A 15,507-nucleotide genomic window follows, 5' to 3' on the forward strand; every position below is an offset into this window, starting at 1 on the left:
TCGGCGTCAGCGGGCTTTTTTTTGCCTGCGTTTTTCCTCTGGAGCGGCGATGTCCGCGCATGCACAATTCCGGGCATGTGGACCTCCATCGACAACAGCCTCTGCGAGCTCGGCGAATCGCCGTTCTGGCATCCGCGGGAACGCGCCTTGTACTGGCTCGACATCCCGGGCCGTGCGGTGCTGCGCACGCGCGGCGACATCGGCACGGACTCGGCCAAGGTGGAGCGCTGGGCTTTGTCCACCGAGCCCGGCTGCATGGCGCCGGCGCGCAGCGGCGGCCTCGTGATTGCGCTGCGCGACGGCATCTACCGGGCGCGCGAGTGGGGTGGTGAACTTGTCGCCATCGCGCGCGTGGATCACGACGTGCGCACCATGCGCTTCAACGACGGCAAGTGCGACGCGCTCGGCCGCTTCTGGAGCGGTTCGATCAACGAGGCCAAGGACCGCGCCAACGCCGCGCTCTACTGCCTCGATGCGCGGCCCGGCAGCGGCGTGGCGCCGGCCCTCACGCAGATGGCCAACCAGGTGACGACGGCCAACGGGCTCGCGTTCTCGCCCGATGCGCGCACGCTGTACTGGGCCGATACGCCCGCGCACCAGGTGCGCGCCTGGAACTGGGACGCGGCGGCCAATACGCTTTCGCAGCCCCGCGTGTTCCACCAGTTCGACGCCAAGCCCGAAGGCTGGACCCCCGATTCGCTGGCGCTGCGCTACGAAGGCCGCCCCGATGGCGCCACGGTCGATGCACAGGGCCACTACTGGGTCGCGATGTTCGAAGGCGCGCAGCTGCTGCGCCTTGCGCCTTCGGGCGAGATCGTGGCCGCCGTTCCTGTGCCGACCCAATGTCCCACGATGCCCTGCTTCGGCGGCGACGACCTGAAGACGCTCTTTGTCACCACCGCCCGCAAGGGCCGCCCCGCCGCCGAGATCGAGCGGCTGCCGGCGTCGGGCACGGTGATCTCGATGCGGGTCGATACGCCGGGGTTGCCCGTCAGCTTCTTCGAGGACTAGGGGTGAATCCCATGACTCGATGCGTCGTGCATGACGTGCTTTGTTCGGGGCGCGCTCCCGCCGACGGGGTGCCTTGCTCCGCGAATGTCCCCCGGCCTGCGGCCTCCTCCTTGATTTCGCTGCGCAAGGCACCCCATCAGCGGGAGCGTTATGCGGAGCGGTCGTTGATCGGCTGTGCACCCGGAGCGTGTCCTCGTGCACAGGGCATCGGGTGCTCCCCGCAGCGAAATAAAGGAGGAGCCGAAGGCGGGGGACATTCGCGGAGGGGAGTACCCGGTGGCCTGTGCACGCGCCCTGAACAACAGCGCCGAAACCAACAGCGCCGAAATCAAGAACGCCCCGGACAAGTGACCGAAGGGTAAACACAATGGCCCTGCAGCACATCCCGCCCATCCAGTGCCTGCTGACCTTCGAGGCCGTGGCGCGGCTGCGGCATGCGGGCCGCGCGGCCGACGAGCTGTGCGTCACCGCCAGCGCCGTGAGCCACCGCATTCGCCAGCTCGAGGCGCACGTGGGCTTCAAGCTCTTCGGCCGCGGCGACTTCAGCCTCACGGCCGACGGCGCCGCCTACCTTGCCAACGTGCGCACCGGCCTTGCTGCGCTGCAGGCCACGCCGCTCGGCAACGCGGCGACGCGTGCCACGCGCCTGCGCATTGCCGTCACGCCCACCTTCAGCCGCGTGTTCCTGATGCCGCGGCTCGAGCTGTTCCGCAACATCTACCCCGACATCGAGCTGGTGCTGCAGGTGTCCATTCCGCTGCTCGACGTCACGGCCGAGCAGGCCGATCTCGAAGTGCGCTACGGCACCGGTGCGTATGCTGACTGCGAACACCGCCTGCTGCTCGAGGAAGAGGTGGTGCCTGCCTGCAGCCCGAGCTACCTCAACGAATTCGGCCCGTTCGACGGCTTTTGCACCGCGGCGGAGATTGCCAGCGCGCGGCTGATCCGCAGCCCGCTCGAGCCCTGGGGCACCTGGTTCGCAAGCTGCGGCCTCGACCAGCCCGAGCCACACGTCGGCTCGCAGTTCAACGACCTGGGCCTGGTCTACGACGCGGCCGCGAGCGGCTTCGGCGTGGCGTTGGTACGCCAGAAGATGGGCGTCGCCTGGTTCGAATCGGGCCGGCTGGTGCCGCTGTCCGACCGGCCCGTGCCCTCGCCGCACCGCCACACCATCTGCTGGCAGCCAGGCACGCTCGATCGCTGGGAATGCGCGGCGTTTGCGGACTGGCTCGCGCAGAGCCTGCGCTGAACCGGCGGCCGGCCGGCCGGCCCACCCGGCAGAGTTCTATCCGCAAAGTTCTCTCAAGCGCCGCGCAAAAAAGCATCAACCCGGCCGCGCCGCATTTTGCGTAGAGTGCAGGGCACCAAGAGAGACATCCATGAACGCGCCGCTCACCGCCGCCCAGCACGATTCGCTGCTGCAAAAAAAAACCGACCGCCAGTCGCAGATCGTGCGTGCCCTGCAGGCCCACCTGCCGACGCACGCGCTGATCTGGCACACCGAGGACACCACGCCCTACGAGTGCGACGGCCTCACCGCCTACCGCCAGCGCCCGCTGGTGGTGGCCCTGCCCGAGACCGAGGCGCAGGTGGCTGCGGTGCTCAAGACCTGCCACCAGCTCGGCGTGCCCGTGGTGGCGCGCGGTGCGGGCACCGGGCTTTCGGGCGGCGCCATGCCGCATGCGCTGGGCGTGACGCTGTCGCTCGCCAAGTTCAACCGCATCCTGAAGATCGATCCGGTGAGCCGAACGGCCGTGGTGCAGTGCGGCGTGCGCAACCTCGCCATCAGTGAAGCCGCCGCGCCCTTCAACCTCTACTACGCGCCCGATCCGTCGAGCCAGATCGCCTGCACCATCGGCGGCAACGTGGCCGAGAACTCGGGCGGCGTGCACTGCCTCAAGTACGGGCTCACCTTGCATAACGTGCTGCGCGTGCGTGGCTTCACGGCCGAGGGCGAGCCCGTCGAGTTCGGCGGCGAGGCGCTCGACGCGCCGGGCCTGGACCTGCTCGCGCTGGTCATCGGCAGCGAAGGCATGCTGGCCGTGACCACCGAGGTCACCGTCAAGCTGGTGCCCAAGCCGCAGGTCGCGCGCTGCATCATGGCCAGCTTCGACGACGTTCGCAAGGCGGGCGATGCGGTGGCCGCGGTGATTGCGGCCGGCATCATTCCCGCGGGGCTCGAGATGATGGACAAGCCGATGACCGCCGCCGTCGAGGACTTCGTGCACGCGGGCTACGACCTCGACGCCGCCGCGATCCTGCTGTGCGAATCCGACGGCACCGCCGAGGAAGTGGAAGAAGAAATCGGCCGCATGACGGCCGTGCTGCGCTCCTGCGGCGCCACCGCCATTGCGGTGAGCAGCAGCGAGGAAGAGCGCATGAAGTTCTGGAGCGGCCGCAAGAACGCCTTCCCCGCATCGGGCCGCATCAGCCCCGACTACATGTGCCTCGACTCCACCATTCCGCGCAAGCGCCTGGCCGACATCCTGCTGGCCATCCAGCAGATGGAGAAGAAGTACAACCTGCGCTGCTGCAACGTGTTCCACGCGGGCGACGGCAACCTGCATCCGCTGGTGCTGTTCGATGCCAACGACCCCGACGAGTTGCACCGCTGCGAACTCTTCGGCGCCGACATCCTCGAGACCAGCGTGGCCATGGGCGGCACCGTGTCGGGCGAGCATGGCGTGGGCGTGGAAAAGCTCAACAGCATGTGCGTGCAGTTCACCGCGGCCGAGAACGAGCAGATGTCCGGCGTCAAGCGCGCCTTCGATCCGGCCGGCCTGCTGAACCCCGGCAAGGTGATCCCCACGCTGCAGCGCTGCGCCGAATACGGCAAGCAGGTGGTGCGCGGCGGCCGGCTGCCGCATCCCGAGCTGCCGCGCTTCTGAGAACGACGACAAGAAAAGCAGCACAGACCATGGAACCCGCCCTCCGCCAGATCGCCGAACGCATCCGCGCCGCGGCCGCCGATGCCACGCCGCTTCGCATCCGCGGCGGCGGCACCAAGGATTTCTACGGCGAGGCGTTGCAAGGCGACGTTCTCGACACCACGGCGCTCGCAGGCATCACGAGCTACGAGCCGAGTGAACTCGTCGTCACCGTGCGCGCCGGCACACCGCTCGCCGAACTCGAAGCCGCATTGGCCGAGAAGGGGCAGTGCCTGCCCTTCGAGCCGCCACACTTCGCAAGCAACAGCACGGTGGGTGGCATGGTCGCCGCCGGCTTGAGCGGCCCCGCGCGCGCCAGCGTGGGCGCGGTGCGCGACTACGTGCTCGGTGCCACGTTGGTCAACGGCCGTGGCGACATCCTGAGCTTCGGCGGGCAGGTGATGAAGAACGTCGCAGGCTACGACGTCTCGCGCGTGCTCGCGGGATCGCTCGGCACGCTGGGCGTGATCGCCGAGGTCAGCCTCAAGGTGCTGCCGGTCGCGCCCGCCGAGGCCACACTGGAATTCGCCTGCAGCCAGGCCGATGCGCTGCGCCTGCTCAACGAATGGGGCGGCCGGCCGCTGCCGCTGAATGCGAGCTGCTGGTTCGAACAGGCGGGCACCGGCATCCTGCAGTTGCGCCTGCGCGGCGCGGTCGCGGCGGTGGAAGCCGCCTGCGCGCATCTCGGCGGCGAGCGCAGGGACAACGCGCAGGCCGCGGCGCACTGGCAGGCGCTGCGCGACCAGCAGCTGCCGTGGTTCGGCACGGGCGCGAACGCCCTGTGGCGCCTGTCGGTGCCGCAGACCGCATCGGCGCTTGCATGGGATGGCGATGGTGCCGCGCCGCTGGTCGAATGGCATGGCGGGCAGCGCTGGTACCAGGCGCCGCCCGCGCAGGCCGCGCGCATCCGCGAAGCCGCGCGCGCGGCCGGCGGGCACGCCACGCTGTTCCGCATGCCCGCAGGCCAGGCCGCGGACAGCCGCGTGCCGCGCTTCGACGCACTGAGCGCGCCCGTGGCCCGCATCCACCAGGCGCTGATGCACGAGTTCGATCCGCACCGCATCTTCGATCGCGCACGGCTGCTCGCCGGCGCATAGATAAAAAACCGAGACACCCCGCGATGCAAACCGAACTCGCCCCCGAATTCCGCGACACCGACGAAGGCCGCGAGGCCGAAGCCATCCTGCGCAAATGCGTGCACTGCGGCTTCTGCACCGCCACTTGCCCCACCTACCAGCTGCTCGGCGACGAGCTCGACGGCCCGCGCGGACGCATCTACCTGATCAAGCAGGTGCTCGAAGGCAAGGCCCCCACGCGCAGCACGCAGCTGCACCTGGACCGCTGCCTGACCTGCCGCAACTGCGAGAGCACCTGCCCGAGCGGCGTGCAGTACGGCCACCTGGTCGATATCGGCCGCAAGATCGTCGACGAGAAAGTGCCGCGCCCCGCCATGGAATCGGCCACGCGCTGGCTGTTGAAGGAGGGGCTGCCATCGCCGCTGTTCGGGCCCGCGATGAAGCTCGGCCAGTCGGTGCGCGGCCTGCTGCCCGATGCGCTCAAGGCCAAGGTGCCGGCCAGGCAGGAGGCCGGCGCATGGCCCAGCGCCACGCATGCGCGCAAGGTGCTGATGCTCGCGGGCTGCGTGCAGCCGTCGATGATGCCCAACATCAACAGTGCCACCGCGCGCGTGCTCGATGCGGCCGGCATCCAGGCCGTGGTCGCGCCCGAGGCCGGCTGCTGCGGCGCCGTCAGGTTCCACCTCAACGACCAGGAAGGCGGCAAGGCCCAGATGCGCGCCAACATCGACGCCTGGTGGCCGATGGTCGAACGCAACGAGGTCGAAGCCATCGTCATGAACGCCTCGGGCTGCGGCGTCACGGTGCGCGAGTACGGCCACATCCTGCAGCACGACCCGGCCTACGCCGCCAAGGCCGCGCGCATCAGCGAGCTGACGCGCGATTTGAGCGAGCTGCTGCCCGACCTGGTGCCCGCCCTGAAGGCCCGCGTGCATGCGCCGCAGGGCGTGGTCGCCTACCACCCGCCCTGCACGCTGCAGCACGGCCAGAAGCTGCGCGGCGGCGTCGAAACGCATCTGCGCGCGCTCGGCTTCGACGTGCGCGTGGCCATGAACGAATCGCACCTGTGCTGCGGCTCGGCCGGCACCTATTCGGTGCTGCAGCCGGAGCTGGCCTATCCGCTGCGCGACCGCAAGCTCGGGCACCTGGCGCAGCTGCAGCCGAGCGTCATCGCCTCGGCCAACATCGGCTGCATCACGCACCTGCAAAGCGGCAGCCAGCAGACGCCCGTGCGGCACTGGGTGGAGCTGCTGGACGCGGCGCTGGCGGCGGCCTGATCGCACACCGAAGAGCGCCCTGGTCCGACTCGCGCGCCGGGCTTTTGCGCCACATCATGGCGGCACCGTTTTTCCTAGGAGCAAGCCTCATGTCTTCTGTTCAAGCAGCTTCCACCGTTCCGAAGAAGCACTTGCGGCGCGCGCTGCTGGCGCTGGCATGCATGGCCGGCGCCGTTGGCGCGCAGGCCCAGTCGGCCATGCCGCAATGGAAGGGCGAGGGCGCGGTGCGCTATGTCTGCGGCGGCATCGGCTCGGACGAATCGACCGCCATGCGCGCCGCCATGAAGGACCATCCGCTGGCCCTGCTTTTCGCGCGCTCCGACGGCGCCTACCTGGCGGATGTGCAGGTCGACATCAAGGGCGCCGACGGCGCGCCCTCGCTGGCCTTGCGCGCGAGCGGGCCGGTCTGCCTGGTCGACCTGCCCGCGGGCCGCTACACCATCGACGCTGCCATGGCCGGCAGTGCCAAGAGCCAGGCGGTGACAGTGGGCAGCGGCTCGAAGACTGTCGATTTCAGGTTCTGAGCGGGCCTCGATTCAGCCCGCCGCCAGCGCCGCCTCGATCTCGCGCGCGATTGACGCGGGCGTGTCCAGCGGCGCGTAGCGCTTGCGCACCCGCCCGTCGCGGCCGACCAGGAACTTGGTGAAGTTCCACTTGATGGCCGTGCTGCCCAGGAGGCCCGGCTTTTCCTTGGTGAGCCACTGGTAGAGCGGCGCGGCGTTGCCGCCGTTGACGTCGATCTTTTCCATCATCGGAAAACTCACGCCGTAGTTGGTGGTGCAGAAGGCGCCGATTTCCTCGTTGGTGCCTGGGTCCTGCGAGCCGAACTGGTTCGACGGAAAGCCCAGCACCACCAGCCCCTGGCTCGCGTACTTCTCGTGCAGCTGCTCGAGCCCGGCGAACTGCGGCGTGAAGCCGCACTGGCTGGCCGTGTTGACGATCAGCAGCACCTTGCCGCGGAAGTCCGAGAGCTTCACCTTCTTGCCGTCGATCCGGTTGGCTTCGAAGTCGTAGATGCTGGTGGTCATGGCGCTGCCTCGGTCAGGTGGGGGATGAAAGCCGATCATCGCCCTGCACCGGCGTTCGCGCAAACGCCGACCACACGGCCGCCAGCACGATCAGCGCGCCGCCCGCCAGGATGCGCGGGTCCATCTGGGCCGCACCCAGCGCCACGGAGGAGACGCTGGCAAAAAGCACCTCCGACAGCATGATCACCGCCGTGGCGCTGGCCGCCAGCCGGGCCGCGCCGTACTGCAGGCAGATGTTGGCCAGCACGAAGCCGGTGCCCAGCAAGGCCGCCCATCCGATCCAGCCCGGCTCCGCGGTGAGCGGGGAGCCGAAGGCGCCGAGCAGGGTGCCGGCCGCCGCCGCGATGCCGGCCACCGCCGCGCATCCGCAGAACATGGCCAGCGCGCGCGATTCGCCGGGCGCGTCGCGCAGGTGGCGCAGCACGATGTTGGTCACGGCAAAGCTGAAGCCGGCCGCCAGGCCCAGCCAGTCGGGCAGGCTCGACGGCACCGGCCACTCGACGCCGGGTGTCTTGAGCACCACGGCCACGCCGGTCAGCGCCAGCGCCACGCGCGCGAGCGCGCCGCCGGTGGGCCGCTCGCCCAGCACGGCCCAGCCCAGCAGCACGCTCCACAGCGGCATCAGGTAGAACAGCAGCACCACCCGCACCACGTCGCCCTGCGTCACCGCCCAGTTGAAGCCCAGGTTGGTGAAGCCCGCCGCCAGGCCCAGCAGCACCAGCATCGGATACGCCGCGAAGCCGCGCCAGGCGTGCCGGCGAAAGAAGCCCATCGCCAGCGAGATCGCCACGTAGATGATGCAGGTGGTCCAGACGGGATGCAGCCCGTGGCTTTCGATGTGGCGAAAGGGGAACCACGAAACGCCCCAGACGAAGGCATTGAAGATCAGTGCTAAAGCGGGCATGAGGGCGGGATTTTTTTCGTGGAACACCGTGGATCCGGCTTCGCCGGGCCACCGGTGTTGCCCCCGGTGAGGGGGTGGGCGAAGCGACACGAAGTGCGCGCAGCCTGGGGGAGGTCAATGATGCTTGTCGCTGCGGGCGATGGCGAGCAGGTGCTCGACTTCTTCGGGGTACTTGCGCAGGTTGTGATGATGCCAGCGCTGGATCAGCCACATGCAGCCCGCCACCACGCCGCCGAAGGCGCCGATGGCCGCGAAGGCCGACAGGCCCAGGCCGGTGCAGGCGCTGTAGAAGCCGCCGAGCAGCAGGATGCAGGCCTGCTCGTTGAAGTTCTGCACGGCAATCGATCGGCCCGCGCCCATGAGGTTGTGGCCGCGGTGCTGCAGCAGCGCGTTCATCGGCACCACCAGGAAGCCGCCCAGCCCGCCCAGCAGGATCAGAAAGGGCACCGCGATCCAGACGTTGCCGATCAGGTTCATGCTGATGACCAGCAGCCCCATGGCAATGCCCATGGGAATCACGCGCGTGGCCATGTCCAGCCGCATGCGCATCGACGCCACGATGGCGCCCACCGCCATGCCGATGGTGACCACGCCGGTGAGCGCCGTGGCCTGCGTGGTGTTGTAGTCGAGCGCGAGCGCGGCCCAGGCCAGCACGATGTACTTGAGGTTGGCGCCCGCGCCCCAGAACAGCGTGGTGGTGGCCAGCGAGATCTGGCCCAGCTTGTCGCGCCACAGGCGTGCGTTGCAGTGCCAGAAGTCGGGCAGCAGCGAGAACATGTTGCGCGCCAGGCCGTGCGCCGGATTGGCGCGCAGCGGCCGCATCTCGACGCCGGTGTGCGGAATGCGCGTGTTGAACCAGGCCGCCAGCATGTAGACGAAGATCAGCACCGAGATGGCCGCCTCGGCCGGCGAATCGACCCCCGTGTCGATCAGCGGCATGTCGAAGGACAGCAGCCGGCTGGAAACCGCATGCCCCACCAGCGAGCCGCCGAGCACGATGCCCAGCAGGATCGAGGCGATGGTGAGTCCTTCGATCCAGCCGTTGGCTTTCACCAACTGCGAAGCGGGCAGGAGCTCGGTCAGGATGCCGTACTTGGCCGGCGAATAGGCCGCGGCGCCCAGCCCCACGATCGAATACGACAGCAGCGGATGCGAGCCGAACAGCATCATCAGGCAGCCGACCACCTTGATCGCATTGCTGATGAACATCACCCGCCCCTTGGGCAAGGCGTCGGCAAAGGCGCCCACCAGGGGCGCCAGCACCACGTAGAAGACGGCAAAGATCGGCACCAGCGCCGCGCGCTGCCATTCGGCCGCTCCCGTGCTTCGCATGAGCTCGACCGCCACGACAAAGATCGCGTTGTCGGCCAGCGACGAAAAGAACTGGGCCGACATGATCGTGTAGAAACCGCGCTTCATCGATGGGCTGGCTGGCCAGGAATGTGCTGGCTGTAGTGAAAAAGTGTCGCGACTTTTGGGCGAATGGGCGGTTATAGCATGGGGGTACGACGGCGAAATCAGCGTTCACATCCTGGACAGCCTGGTCCGGGAAGATGCTAAAACCCCATCCGTCCACCATTCGACGCCCATCATGCCGCGCCCCATTCTCGCCACTGTCCACACCGCCGCGCTTCGCCACAACCTCGACCGGGCACGGCGTGCCGCGGTCGATGCCCGCGTCTGGGCCGTGGTCAAGGCCAATGCCTATGGCCACGGCATCGAGCGGGTCTATGAGGGCCTGCGCGGCGCCGACGGCTTTGCGCTGCTCGACCTGGCCGAGGCCGAACGCGTGCGCGCCCTCGGCTGGCGCGGCCCGGTGCTGCTGCTCGAAGGCGTGTTCGACGCGCGCGACCTGGAGCTGTGCTCGCGGCTGGACCTGTGGCACACGGTGCACTGCGACGAGCAGATCGACATGCTCGCAGCCCACAAGACGCTCAAGCCGCAACGTGTGTTCCTCAAGATGAATTCCGGCATGAACCGCCTGGGCTTCGCGCCCGAGCGCTTCGGCTCGGCCTGGACGCGGCTGAACGCACTGCCGCAGGTCGACGAGATCTCGCTGATGACGCATTTCAGCGACGCCGATGGCGCGCGCGGCATCGCGCACCAGCTGGAGGTGTTCGAGCGCGCCACCCACGACCTGCCGGGCGAACGCTCCATCGCCAACAGCGCCGCCACCCTGCGCCATGCCCGCCAGACCCGCGGCGACTGGGTGCGCCCCGGCATCGTGCTGTACGGCAGCGCGCCCGACTTTCCCGAGCACGGCGCGGCGCACTGGCAGCTGCAGCCCACCATGACGCTCTCGACCAAGCTGATCGGGATCCAGACACTGAAGGCCGGCGACACCATCGGCTACGGCTCCAACTTCACGGCCGAGGGGCCGCTCACCATCGGCGTGGCCGCGGTCGGCTATGCCGACGGCTATCCGCGCCACTGCAACACCGGCACGCCGGTGCTGGTGAACGGCATTCGCACCCGCATGGTGGGCCGCGTGAGCATGGACATGATCACGGTCGACCTCACGCCCGTGCCCGGCGCCAAGTTCGGCACCGAGGTCACGCTCTGGGGCCGCTCGGCCGTGAGCGGCGCGGTGCTCCCCATCGACGAGGTCGCGCAGGCCGCCGGCACCGTCGGCTACGAGCTCATGTGCGCGGTGGCGCCGCGCGTGCCCTTCGCGCCGGCCGACGGCGAATGAAGGTTCTCTCCAACTGGCGCTCGGTGCGCCTGTGGGAGACGCAGCTCGAGCGCGAGCTGCACCGCAACTACAGCCTGCGCACGCACGGCATCCTAATCGGCAGCATCACGCTGCTGCTGATGTGGGGCGTGTCGGCGCTGCAGATGCATGTGCTGGACGTGCAGTCGCTGGCACTGCGCTACCTGCTCACGCTGGGCGTGGGGTATCTGGGCTACCTGGGGGTGCTGCGCTGGTGGGCCCGGCGGCTGGTCGAGAACCGGGCCGGCTTCAACGTCGATGCCGGTGATGTCGTCGATGCGGGCGATCTGGCGTTCGATGCGGGCGGCAGCCCGGCCGGCGGCACCGGCGGCAGCGCGCTGTCCGATGCGGCCAGCGGCGCGCTCGAGGTGGCGGGCGCCGCGGACGAGGGCGCCGTCATCGTGGTGCCGGTGGTCGCCGTCTTCCTGATCTGCGTGGCCATCGTGCTGGGCGCCGGCTCGCTGGTGCTGCTCTACTTCAGCTGGGACGCGCTGCTGGCCGTCGCCGTCGAGGTGGCGTTCTCGTACGTGTCCGCGCGCGCCGCGGTGCGGGTGGCGCGCGAAGGCTGGCTGATGGCGGCCGTGCGGCTGACGTGGAAGCCGCTGCTGGGGGCGGTCGTCTGCGCCGTGGCCCTGGGCGCCGTGCTCGACCACTTCATGCCGCAGGTCAATTCGCTGCCCGAGGCGGTGCGGGTTCTGCTGAAGAAGCACTGAGCTATTTCCGCCGGCCGCGCTGCGTGGCGAGCGCGTCCAGCAGATGGTCGATCAGCACCCGGCACTTGGGCACGGTGAAGCGGCTGGGCGGATAGAGGATATAGGCGTGCCCGTGGTAGTTGCCCTGGAACTCCCAGTCGGCCAGCACCCGCATCACGCTTCCGTCTTTCAGCGCCTGCTGCGCCATGAAGGCCGGCACGCACGCCACGCCCAGCCCCGCCAGTGCGGCTTCGAGCCGCACCTCGCTGTGGTTGGAGACGTAGCGGCCCCGCACCACCACCTCGGCTTCGTCTTCATCGCCCTTCCTGAAGCACCAATGGTTGTCGCGCTCGTGCTCGCCGAGCGAGAGGCAGCTGTGCGCGAGGAGATCGCGAGGGTGCGCGATGGCGGCGCCTTGCGCCAGGTAGCGCGGCGAGGCACACAGGATGTGCGCGACCGGCATCAACTGCCGCGCCACCAGCCCTTCGGGCGGTTTCGTCGTCAGCCGCACCACCAGGTCCACGCCTTCGCGGATCGGATCGATGTCGCGGTCTTCCACGATGAGCTGCACGTCGACCTCGGGATGGCGCTGCAGGAAGTCGAGGATATGCGGATGCAGCACGCGCCGCGCGAAGGCCTTCGGCGCGCTGATGCGCACCAGCCCGCTCGGCTTCTTGGAGAACCGCTGCGCGACGTCCATCGCGCCTTGGGCCGCAAGCACCAATTCGCGGCACCGTGCGAGGGCCTCGACGCCGGGGTCGGTCAGCCGCAGCTGGCGCGTCGTGCGCTGGATCAGCTGCGCGCCGATCTCCTTTTCCAGGCGCTTCACCTGCCGGCTCGCGGCCGAAGGCGTCATGCCCAGCAGATCGGCGGCCGCAGAGAAGCTGCCCAGCTCGGCGACCCGAAGAAAGGTCACCATCTCCGGTAGTACTTTGAGAAATGAATTCGTTCCCACGGCGCAAGGGTCCTGTTCCGGCCGACGGCTGTTCGGCCCGTGTGATGCCCGGAACAATTCTTTGCTTTGTTGTTCAGGACGGTGGGCTGACAGTATGGATTCAAAGCAGGTGCTCGGCACCGCCTCCGGTGCATGGGGCGAGAGGAGGTGGGCCGGCGTCGGCGCCGCCGAGGTCATGCTGCTGGCTGTGGCGGCGGTGTGGGGCGGCAGCTACGCGGTGGCCAAGCAGGCCACGCAGCAGCTGCCCGTGCTGGAGTTCATTGCGCTGCGCTTCGGGCTGACATTCGTCGTGCTGCTGCCGGCGCTCAGGCCGCTGTTCGATGCGCAATGGCGGCAAGGCCTCGCGGTGGGCGGCCTGCTCGGCGCCAACCTGCTGGCGATCTTCGTCTGCGAGACCTTCGGTGTGTCGCTCACTGCGGCGAGCAACGCCGCATTCCTGATCAGCCTGTGCGTGGTGCTCACGCCCTTTGTCGAATGGTGGCTGCTCGGGCGGCGGCCGGAGCCGCGCATGTTCTGGGCGGCGGGCCTGTCGGCGGTGGGCGCCGCGATGCTGTCGGCCACTTCGCCCGCCAGCATCTCGGTGGGATGGGGCGATGGCCTGATGGTGATTGCGGCCTTCCTGCGCGCCGTGATGGTGTGCATGACGCGGCGGTTCGCTGGCCGCCATTCGATGCCGGCGCTGACGCTGACCGCCATGCAGTCGGGCATGATGGCGCTCGGCGCGATGGCGCTGTCGCTCGTCGCGTCGAAGGGCGCATGGCACATGCCGCCCGCCACGGCCTCCTTCTGGTGGGGCATGGCGTACCTCGTGCTCCTGTGTACGGTTTTCGCGTTCTTCGCGCAGAACCATGCGGCTTCGCATTCGAGTCCGAGCCGGGTGTCGCTGCTGATGGGGAGCGAGCCGGTGTTCGGGGCCTTGATCGCGGTGTACGGGTTCGGGGAGACGGTCGGGGCCTGGGGCTGGGCCGGTGGATTGCTGATCGTGATGGCGGCTTGGTGGGTGACGATGCCGCAGTCCGCCGCGCCGCGTGCGCATTCCGTGAATTTGTAGCGCGAAGCGGTCGAACGGCCCTCTCCGGCCAAGGACAATCCGGGCTGGAGGAAGAACTGTTCACATGAACTTGAAGAAACGACCACCCGCCGCTTTCGCCTGCGGCATTGCGCTGGCCATCGGCGGTTTTTCGGCGCATGCCGTCGAGCCGGAGGCATCGACAACCCCGTTCGCGACGAGCGCTGCCGACGCCCCAGCCACCCCGCCGCCGTCAGCGGTCGCTCTGGGTGCACAGGAGGCTGCGGCGCCGCAAACTCGGCTGCGTTTCACTCGCGGCGTCTACAAGCCCGGCATCGAACGGCTTCGCGTGGTCCGGCGCGAAGACACGGGGAATCGCATCGCGGGGCAGGTCGCGCTGAACGTGGTAACGACCTTGATCGCGGGCGGGCTCTCCATCGGCGCACAGGGTTTTTCGAAGGACGACCTGGGCGGCGTGACGTTGGAAGAGCTGAAGGATGACCCCTTGGCCGTCAACCCGGCCATCACCGAGCTGAACGATGCCTTGAGCAAGGTCGCGACCGACATCTATCGCAAGCGCGCCGAAGCGGCGTATGCAACAGCCCTGACGGATGGCTCGACGCCCGAGGAAATCGAAGAAGCGCGAAAGGTCCAGAAAGAAGCCGACACGCCCCTGAACTCGGGGCCTTGGCATCTGGTCTACGAAAACCTGACGGGCTCGGACGAATTGTTCCGCCTGAAATTCGGCGCCGAGCTCGGCCGCGCGGGCTTCATGCGCCCACCGTTCGCGTGCCTCTATCAGTCGGAGCCCGTGGCGTGGACGCAATGGAAGGCGGACAACTGGCAGCGGCTGCGCGAAGAGCGCGCGAAGGCCGTGACCAGCTGCACCGAGACGCTGGCAGCCACGCCCGAGAAGCGGTGGTGAGCCCGGGGCTCGGGCTCAGTACAACCCGAGCTTGCGCATCTTCAGCCGCGCCAGCCCCAGCAGCGCATCGGTGAACGGCGTGGCCACTGCCGTCAGCTCGCCGAGCTCCCGCACCACGGTGACCAGCGCGTCGAGCTCCACGGAGCGTCCGGCTTCCACGTCCTGCAGCATCGAGGTCTTGAACGCGCCGAGCTTCATCGTCACCGCGTGCCGGTCTTCGGGGCTCTGGGTGATCTCGATGCCGATGCGGTGTCCGATCTCCTTGGCTTCGAGCATCACGGCCGAGATGAAGCCGCGCACGTAGTCGTCGCCCATGATCAGGTCGGTGGTGACGCCCGTGAGCGCGCTGATCGGGTTCACCGTCATGTTGCCCCAGAGCTTGAACCACACGTCCTTCTGGATCTGCGGCGACAGCGTGGCGTCCAGGCCCGCGCGCTGCAGCAGCGCGACCAGCTTCTGCACGCGCGGCGTGGCTTGGCCCGAAGGCTCGCCCACGATCAGCCCGTTGCCGAAGTGATGCCGCACCACGCCCGGCGCATCGAGCGAGCAGCTCGCGTGCACCACGCAGCCGATCACGTTGCGCGAGGGGATGGCCCTTGCAATCGCGCCGTCCGGATCCACGGCCGCCAGGCGATGGCCGGTGATGGCGCCGCCGAAGCCGCCTTCGAGGAACCACCACGGCACGCCGTTCATGGCCACCAGCACCAGGGTGTCGGGACCGATCAGCGGCCCGATGCGTTCGGCCACGCCGGCCAGCGCGGGCGCCTTCACGGCGATGACCACCAGGTCCTGCGTGCCGAGCGCTTCGGGGTGGGCCACCGCGTTGACGGGCACGCGCGTGCGCACGTCGCCGCGCATCAGCGAAAGGCCGTCCTGCCGCAGCGCTTCGAGCGTGGTGCCGCGCGCCACCACGTTGAGCCGCTCGCCGGCCTGCGCCAGGCTGGCGCCGATCCATCCGCCGATGGCGCCGGCGCCGTAGATGCAGATCTTCAT

General features: G+C 68.8%; 15 protein-coding genes. 10 read left to right on the forward strand and 5 right to left on the reverse strand.

Annotated features, from left to right (window positions below):
- The first annotated feature begins 75 nt into the window (after positions 1 to 75).
- The 6 genes from ACAM58_RS01735 (at position 76) to ACAM58_RS01760 (ending at position 6,815) form a co-directional block, all read left to right on the forward strand.
- Positions 76 to 1,011, forward strand: a complete 936-nt coding sequence (locus ACAM58_RS01735) for an SMP-30/gluconolactonase/LRE family protein (protein ID WP_369663965.1) — start codon at positions 76 to 78, stop codon at positions 1,009 to 1,011.
- Positions 1,012 to 1,378: 367 nt separating this feature from the next.
- On the forward strand, positions 1,379 to 2,260 hold the full coding sequence (locus ACAM58_RS01740) for a LysR substrate-binding domain-containing protein (protein WP_369663966.1): 882 nt from the start codon (positions 1,379 to 1,381) through the stop codon (positions 2,258 to 2,260).
- Between the two features lie 130 nt (positions 2,261 to 2,390).
- Complete coding sequence (locus ACAM58_RS01745; protein WP_369663967.1) at positions 2,391 to 3,899, forward strand: FAD-linked oxidase C-terminal domain-containing protein; 1,509 nt, start codon at positions 2,391 to 2,393, stop codon at positions 3,897 to 3,899.
- A 29-nt stretch (positions 3,900 to 3,928) separates the two neighbouring features.
- Positions 3,929 to 5,035: a glycolate oxidase subunit GlcE gene (glcE, locus tag ACAM58_RS01750; protein ID WP_369663968.1), complete on the forward strand. Its 1,107-nt coding sequence runs from the start codon at positions 3,929 to 3,931 to the stop codon at positions 5,033 to 5,035.
- A 23-nt stretch (positions 5,036 to 5,058) separates the two neighbouring features.
- On the forward strand, positions 5,059 to 6,291 hold the full coding sequence (glcF, locus tag ACAM58_RS01755; RefSeq protein ID WP_369663969.1) for a glycolate oxidase subunit GlcF: 1,233 nt from the start codon (positions 5,059 to 5,061) through the stop codon (positions 6,289 to 6,291).
- A gap of 89 nt (positions 6,292 to 6,380) precedes the next feature.
- Entirely contained in the window at positions 6,381 to 6,815 is a 435-nt protein-coding gene (locus tag ACAM58_RS01760; RefSeq protein WP_307593073.1) for a carboxypeptidase regulatory-like domain-containing protein, read from the forward strand.
- Positions 6,816 to 6,827: 12 nt separating this feature from the next.
- Here ACAM58_RS01760 and ACAM58_RS01765 read toward each other — a convergent pair whose 3' ends face one another.
- The 3 genes from ACAM58_RS01765 to lplT form a co-directional block, all read right to left on the reverse strand.
- Positions 6,828 to 7,319: a glutathione peroxidase gene (locus ACAM58_RS01765; protein WP_012745390.1), complete on the reverse strand. Its 492-nt coding sequence runs from the start codon at positions 7,317 to 7,319 to the stop codon at positions 6,828 to 6,830.
- A gap of 13 nt (positions 7,320 to 7,332) precedes the next feature.
- Entirely contained in the window at positions 7,333 to 8,223 is an 891-nt protein-coding gene (locus tag ACAM58_RS01770; protein ID WP_369663970.1) for a DMT family transporter, read from the reverse strand.
- 114 nt (positions 8,224 to 8,337) lie between these two features.
- Complete coding sequence (gene lplT / locus ACAM58_RS01775) at positions 8,338 to 9,642, reverse strand: lysophospholipid transporter LplT (RefSeq protein WP_012745392.1); 1,305 nt, start codon at positions 9,640 to 9,642, stop codon at positions 8,338 to 8,340.
- A gap of 172 nt (positions 9,643 to 9,814) precedes the next feature.
- On the opposite strand from lplT, the gene alr reads away from it, so the two are divergent.
- Both alr and ACAM58_RS01785 read left to right on the forward strand, forming a co-directional pair.
- Positions 9,815 to 10,915 carry an alanine racemase gene (gene alr, locus ACAM58_RS01780; RefSeq protein WP_369663971.1) on the forward strand — a complete coding sequence of 367 codons (1,101 nt, stop codon included), beginning with the start codon at positions 9,815 to 9,817 and terminating at the stop codon, positions 10,913 to 10,915.
- Positions 10,912 to 11,646, forward strand: coding sequence for a hypothetical protein (locus tag ACAM58_RS01785; protein ID WP_369663972.1), 735 nt, complete (start codon positions 10,912 to 10,914; stop codon positions 11,644 to 11,646). The genes alr and ACAM58_RS01785 overlap by 4 nt, the downstream gene beginning before the upstream one ends.
- Position 11,647: 1 nt before the next feature.
- Here the strand turns inward: ACAM58_RS01785 and ACAM58_RS01790 are convergent, their stop codons facing one another.
- On the reverse strand, positions 11,648 to 12,580 hold the full coding sequence (locus ACAM58_RS01790; RefSeq protein WP_369663973.1) for a LysR family transcriptional regulator: 933 nt from the start codon (positions 12,578 to 12,580) through the stop codon (positions 11,648 to 11,650).
- A gap of 94 nt (positions 12,581 to 12,674) precedes the next feature.
- On the opposite strand from ACAM58_RS01790, the gene ACAM58_RS01795 reads away from it, so the two are divergent.
- Together ACAM58_RS01795 and ACAM58_RS01800 are read left to right on the forward strand one after the other, a co-directional pair.
- Positions 12,675 to 13,631 (forward strand): DMT family transporter, encoded by a 957-nt coding sequence (locus ACAM58_RS01795; RefSeq protein ID WP_369663974.1) that lies wholly within the window; start codon positions 12,675 to 12,677, stop codon positions 13,629 to 13,631.
- Positions 13,632 to 13,695: 64 nt separating this feature from the next.
- On the forward strand, positions 13,696 to 14,514 hold the full coding sequence (locus tag ACAM58_RS01800; RefSeq protein WP_018907524.1) for a hypothetical protein: 819 nt from the start codon (positions 13,696 to 13,698) through the stop codon (positions 14,512 to 14,514).
- A gap of 15 nt (positions 14,515 to 14,529) precedes the next feature.
- On the opposite strand, the gene ACAM58_RS01805 is transcribed toward ACAM58_RS01800, so the two are convergent.
- Positions 14,530 to 15,507 carry a 2-dehydropantoate 2-reductase gene (locus ACAM58_RS01805; RefSeq protein WP_278881289.1) on the reverse strand — a complete coding sequence of 326 codons (978 nt, stop codon included), beginning with the start codon at positions 15,505 to 15,507 and terminating at the stop codon, positions 14,530 to 14,532.

It is taken from the genome of Variovorax sp. V116 (assembly GCF_041154435.1).
GTDB lineage: Bacteria > Pseudomonadota > Gammaproteobacteria > Burkholderiales > Burkholderiaceae_C > Variovorax > Variovorax paradoxus.